4 protein-coding genes and 2 pseudogenes are annotated in these 5,672 nt (G+C 64.7%); 1 reads left to right on the forward strand and 5 read right to left on the reverse strand.

Annotated elements, in window-relative coordinates; genetic code table 11:
• Window positions 1-532 (reverse strand): alpha/beta fold hydrolase (locus tag I5M_RS23765; RefSeq protein ID WP_022723676.1); only part of this gene is annotated, 532 nt, incomplete at its 3' end.
• A 190-nt stretch (window positions 533-722) separates the two neighbouring features.
• Window positions 723-2,276, reverse strand: a pseudogene (locus I5M_RS30525) (benzoate-CoA ligase family protein).
• Window positions 2,277-2,400: 124 nt separating this feature from the next.
• Here I5M_RS30525 and I5M_RS23775 point away from each other — a divergent pair.
• Complete coding sequence (locus tag I5M_RS23775) at window positions 2,401-3,336, forward strand: helix-turn-helix transcriptional regulator (protein WP_022723677.1); 936 nt, start codon at window positions 2,401-2,403, stop codon at window positions 3,334-3,336.
• 65 nt (window positions 3,337-3,401) lie between these two features.
• Here the strand turns inward: I5M_RS23775 and I5M_RS23780 are convergent, their stop codons facing one another.
• From I5M_RS23780 to I5M_RS23790, 3 genes and pseudogenes are all read right to left on the reverse strand, one after another.
• Complete coding sequence (locus tag I5M_RS23780; RefSeq protein WP_022723678.1) at window positions 3,402-3,611, reverse strand: hypothetical protein; 210 nt, start codon at window positions 3,609-3,611, stop codon at window positions 3,402-3,404.
• Between the two features lie 52 nt (window positions 3,612-3,663).
• Complete coding sequence (locus I5M_RS23785; RefSeq protein ID WP_022723679.1) at window positions 3,664-4,962, reverse strand: glycoside hydrolase family 130 protein; 1,299 nt, start codon at window positions 4,960-4,962, stop codon at window positions 3,664-3,666.
• A 65-nt stretch (window positions 4,963-5,027) separates the two neighbouring features.
• Window positions 5,028-5,672, reverse strand: a pseudogene (locus tag I5M_RS23790) (glycosyl transferase family 1); the annotation flags it as partial.

Here is a 5,672-nt window from a genome sequence, read left to right on the forward strand (position 1 = left end):
TCCAGCCGCGGAAAGCGTTGTCGACCTGCTTGTGCCACTTCGCCAGCTTGGCGCGGAGTTCGGTGGTCTCGTAGGCCTGCTTGATCTCGGCGATCGACTGGACCGAGACGTCCTCGACGACGAAATGCGGCGCGATCAGCGTGACGCCGCGGACGCGATGATCCGGCACGCCGCCGGCGTAGATCGCGGCGATCGAGGCACCGTCGGAATGACCAACTAACAAGCCGCGTCGGAAGCCGATCCCGTCGAGGACGCGCGGCAGCACATCCAGCGCTTCGCGGTGCATGTAGTCGACCTTGCGCGGCAATTCGGCCGGGCTCGACTGGCCGTAGCCGGCGCGCGAATACACCAACACGCCGGTGCCGGTCGCCGCGGCGAGCTTGTCGGGAAAATCGCCCCATAGCCCGACGCTGCCCAGCCCTTCATGCAGCAGCACCAGCGTCGGCGCCTCGGATGGCTGTGGGCCGATCATGCGATATTCGAGCTGATGATCGCCGATGGTGAGGTGCCCGGAGGACTGGAGCACGGTCATTGCCCCACCCCTCTGCTTGCTAATCGCGAGCACAGCATCGTCATCCTGAGGTGCTCGCCGTCTCCGGCGAGCCTCGAAGGATGCGGCCGCGCACTCCGTGTGACCCATCCTTCGAGGCCGTCGCTGCGCGACGGCGCCTCAGGATGACGGCGAGATGTGTGGTTAGCGGCCGAAACAGCCGCATCGCCGATCACCGCGCCCCCTCACGCAGTTTGAAGCGCTGGATCTTGCCAGTCGCGGTTTTCGGCAGGCTCGTCACCACCTCGATCCAGCGCGGATATTTCCACGGCCCGACCTTCTGCTTGACGTGATCCTTGAGTTGCTCGTACAGGCCGTCCGCGGCAAAACCTTCGCGGAGCACGACGTAGGCGCGCGGCTTGAGCAGGCCGTCGAAATCGGCGTCGGGCACCACCGCGGCTTCGAGCACGGCCGGATGCGTGATCAGTGCGCTTTCGACCTCGAACGGCGACACCCAGATGCCCGACACCTTGAACATGTCGTCGGCGCGGCCGCAGAAGGTGTAACGGCCGCTGGCGTCGCGCGTGTACTTGTCGCCGGTGCGGGTCCAGTGGCCCTCGAATGTCGAGCGGCTCTTGCTGCGCTGATTCCAATAGCCCTCGCCGGCCGACGGCGCATCGACCAGCAGTTCGCCGACCTCGCCGTCGGCAACGTCGGCGCCGGCTTCGTTGACCAGCCGCACCTTGTAGCCGGGCACTGGCCGTCCTTTTCAACCGTACTGAATGTCGTTCGGGGCGTTGGACAGGAAGATGTGCAGCAGCTCGGTCGAACCGACGCCGTCCAGAATGTCGGCGCCGAACCGCGCCTTCCAGGTGAGGCCGACGGACTCCGGCAGCGCTTCGCCGGCCGACGTACAGATCCGCAGCCTTGTGCCTGCCGTCTCGCTCTTCAGCGTCGGATCGTTGAGCATCGCTGCGAACAGTGTTGGTACGCCGCAGAAGATCGTCGGATTGTAGCGCTGCATCAGTCTGTAGATCACCGCCGGTGTCGGCCGCTCGGTGTTCAGCACGGTGGTAGCACCGACCGACATCGGGAAAGTCAGCGAGTTGCCGAGCCCGTAGGCGAAGAACAGCTTCGCCGCCGACAGCACGACGTCGTCCTCGCGGATACCCAGCACCTGCTTGGCGTAGGTCTCGGCGGTGGCGGCGAGATTGGCATGCAGATGCCGCACGCCCTTCGGCATGCCGGTCGATCCCGATGAGTACAGCCAGAACGCCGGCTCTTCGGCGTGGGTGCGCGCGGTCTCGAAGCTGTCCGTCTCGCGCGCCAGTTCGTTGGCGAGTTTGAGATGGCCGTGCGCGTCGCTGCCCGAGACCACGACATGCGCGAGATCGGGTAGTCCAGCGAGGATGTCCTTCACCACCGCATACAGCGCTTCGGAGACGAACAGTACGCGAGCGCGGCAGTCGGCCAGCACGTAGGCGTATTGCTCGGCGGTCAGCAGCGTGTTGAGCGGTACCGGCACCACGCCGGCGCGGATCGCGCCGAGGAACACGACCGGGAAGTCGATCGTGTCCAGCATGATCATCGCCACGCGTTCTTCGCGGCGGACGCCGAGCCGGCGGAGCAGATGCGCGGCGCGACAGGTCTGCGCCTGCAGCGCTGAGTAGCTCAGCTCCGACACCGTGTCGGTGAAGGCGAGCTTGTCGCCCCGCCCTTCGGTGACATTGCGGTCGAGCAGCCAGCTCACCGCATTGTACGACCCAGCCCCGGTCATCCCGTGCATCGCTCGGTACCGCCAAGCTTCATGGCGCCCTCCCCTTTGGAATTATAGTTCATTAGAATTATAATGCATAAGAAGCCACCGCGGCGGGTTGCTGTCAATCCTGCACGGCACTATGATTCAACCAATGAGCGCACTTCACGAAACGCCCGAACAGGCCGATTCCGACACCGACTTCCTGCTGGAACTGGGCCAGCGGGTCCGCACGCTGCGCGGGCTGCGCGGCATGTCGCGCAAGGTGCTGGCGAAAGTCTCAGGGATTTCCGAACGTTACATCGCCCAGCTGGAAAGCGGCAAAGGCAACGTCTCGATCATGCTGCTGCGCCGCGTCTCCGACGCGCTGGCGACGCCGCTCGAGGATCTCCTGCCGTCCGGCGATGCGTCGATCGACTGGCCGGTGATCCGCGATCTGGTGCGCCGCGCCAGCCCGGTGCAGATCGCCCACGCCAAGGACGTGCTGTCCGGCATGGGGCGGCTCGGCGCCGGCGCGCGGCGGGCGAACGCCTTCCATGGCGTGGCGCTGATCGGGCTGCGCGGCGCCGGCAAGTCGACGCTCGGCCGCATCCTCGCCGACAAGATCGGCTGGAGCTTCGTCGAGCTGAACAAGGAAATCGAGGCGCAGAACGGCCTGTCGGTGGCCGAGATCATCGCGCTGTACGGCCAGGAAGGTTTCCGCCGGATGGAGCAGTCGGCGCTGAACCAGCTATTGGCCCGCAAGGAGCTGATGGTGCTCGCCACCGGCGGCGGCATCGTCTCCGAGGCGATTACTTTCGATCAGATCCTGTCGTCGTTCTACACGATCTGGCTGAAAGCCGAACCCGAAGAGCACATGTCCCGCGTCCGCCGCCAGGGCGATCTGCGCCCGATGGCCGACGACCGCGCGGCGATGCAGGAACTCCGCACCATCCTGCAAAGCCGCGAGCCACTCTACGCCCGCGCCGCCGGCGTCCTCGACACCGCGCGCCTGAACGTCGATCAAGCTGCAGCGAAGCTGATCAACATGGTGTCGCCGGTGCTGTGCCGCGACGCCTGTGCTTTCGGGCTGAAGAACGAAGCGGTGTAAGTGGACCAAGTCCGTTTTTTCTTGCGAAGCGGCGGGCCGCTTCGCCGCGCGATCCCGATTAGTAGCTAGCCGGCTTCAGCCCCCAGCGAAACCGACGTCTCGGCGGCGATGGCGCGACCGAGCGCCTCGACCAGCGCCTGCAGCTCGATGAATTTGTTGCGGGCGCGCTCGGCATTTTCGCGATCGAACGGCGCCGCCAACACCTTGGCGTGCGCGTCGCGGTCGGTCAGCATCCGCTCACGGGCCTTCTTCAGCATCTCGAGCCGCTCGTTCATTGCGCTTCCTTTGCGACTCGGTCGAGACCGCGCTCCGGCGTGGGAGCCATCATCAGCTCAGTGCTTGCAACAGAGTCGCGATCTTGATGGTCGCAAAACTCGAGTAAGTGTCCGACACCGCGTAAGGCAGAATGATCTGGTCGTCGTACCGCATCGCACCGCAGGTGTACACGACGTTGGGGACGTAGCCCTCGCGCTCCGACGGTTCAGGCCGCACCAGCGGCTCGCGCGAGCGGGCGAGCAGCTTGGACGGGTCGTCCTTGTCGAACAATGCCGCGCCGATCGAGTATTTGCGAACCGGACCGACGCCGTGCGTCAACAGGAGCCAGCCTTCGTCGAGTTCGATCGGAGACCCGCAATTGCCGATCTGGACGAACTCCCAAGGAAACTGCGGCTTCAAGACGGCCTGGCCGCCGTTCCAAACGGACAGGTCGTCCGAGTAGATCAGATACAGGTTCTCGTTGTCCTGGCGCGCGATCATGGCAAACCTGCCGTCGATCTTGCGCGGGAACAGCGCCATCCCTTTGTTCTGTGCAGCAGTGCCGCTCAGAGGTCTCATCCGAAACGACACGAAGTCGCTGGTCTCGATCAGTTCGGATCGAATGGCCCGCCCGGTGTACGCGGTATAGGTCGCATAATAGGTCGCGGCATCACGGCCGTCGTCGAATTTGACGAAGCGCGCGTCCTCGATGCCGTTCGATTGCGCCGCGGTCACCGGAAAGATCACGCGCTCGCTGAGGTGTTCGTCGGGGTTGAACTGAACGCGTACATCCTCGCCCTCCGGCACCGAATGGCGTTGCGAAACCCGGGGCGTCGAGGCGAGCCGCGCCGTCGGATCGACCGTCAGGCCGCCGTCGGCCGCGATCGTGCCGGAGCGGAACGTCAGCGCCGAGACGTGGCCTTCGCCGACGGCACGCAGGCTCAGAATGAAGCGCAGACCACCCTGCGGCGCGTCCGACTGATCCGGATGCGGCACGATACTCGGGTTGAACAACGCGGACGCTTCGAACGAATATTCGGCCAGAAAGTAGGCGCCGATTAGTTGGCGCTGGGTCTTGGAAAAGGCATCGTGCGTTGACAGCGCGCAGTCCATCTCTTCCGCACGAGCCTCGAATTTTTCCAGCAGGTTGCGATGCCGGCCGAGGAAGTTGTCGAGAACATCGGCGAGTTGTTCGGCGACGCTGTCGGCATCGAGCGCCAAAACCCGGTCGACGATGTGATTGGCACGGGTCTGATCCGTCGGGTTGAGATCGCGCGGTTCGATCGCAGGTTTGAACGGACGGACGATGACCCGCGCCGGGTCCGGCCGTAGATACAGCGCCTGACGATTTAGAAAGGGAGCTTGTGACAAAATTTCCTCAGTTTCTCGGCGGCGATGAGGGCTCATCAGGAGCCCAATTTTCAGTTGCTCAATTTTCAGTTGCCCATGGCGCGCAGCGCCCCGGCCCTCGTCAGTCCGGTGGCGGCGCGTGCTGACTGACGGATCTCCGCGAGACCGAGCAGATAACACACCGACGATTCCCCACCGCAGTTTTCGTTGGCGCGATCGGGGTGAAGTCCGTCGCGGCAGGCCCCCGTCTCCAGATCAACCAGCGCCAACGACAGATCGTTGGCGCCGAGGAACCAGGCGAACGCGCTGTGAGCCAGCGCCTTCCAATTTGCGTCGCGTTCGGCCCGCCATGCGGCAAGGCAGGCCGCGATCGTCGCAGCCGCTTCCAAAGGTTGCTGATCGAAGGCGCGGGGCGCCTGCCGCAGTTCACCGAAGCTTTTGCTACCCACAGGACGGAAGTTTCCGAGCGCATTGGTTTGTCGAATGCTCAGCCAGCGCAGCGACCTCAACCCGGCATCGACAAAGGCCGGTGTTTTCGTCGCCATCCCGGTCGCCAGCAGCGCCTGCGGCAGGCGTGCGTTATCGTAGGCCAGGCCCTGCTCGAACCACACCCAATCAGGCGTCTCGACGAAAGCGAGCGCGGCCATCAGCCGTCCGGCAAGTACATGCCGAATATCCCCGGCGCGATGGTCGGTCGGCGTCGCCGCGCAATAGCCGTCGAGCCCAAGCAG

Source organism: Rhodopseudomonas sp. B29, assembly GCF_000333455.1.
Taxonomy (GTDB): Bacteria; Pseudomonadota; Alphaproteobacteria; order Rhizobiales; family Xanthobacteraceae; genus Rhodopseudomonas.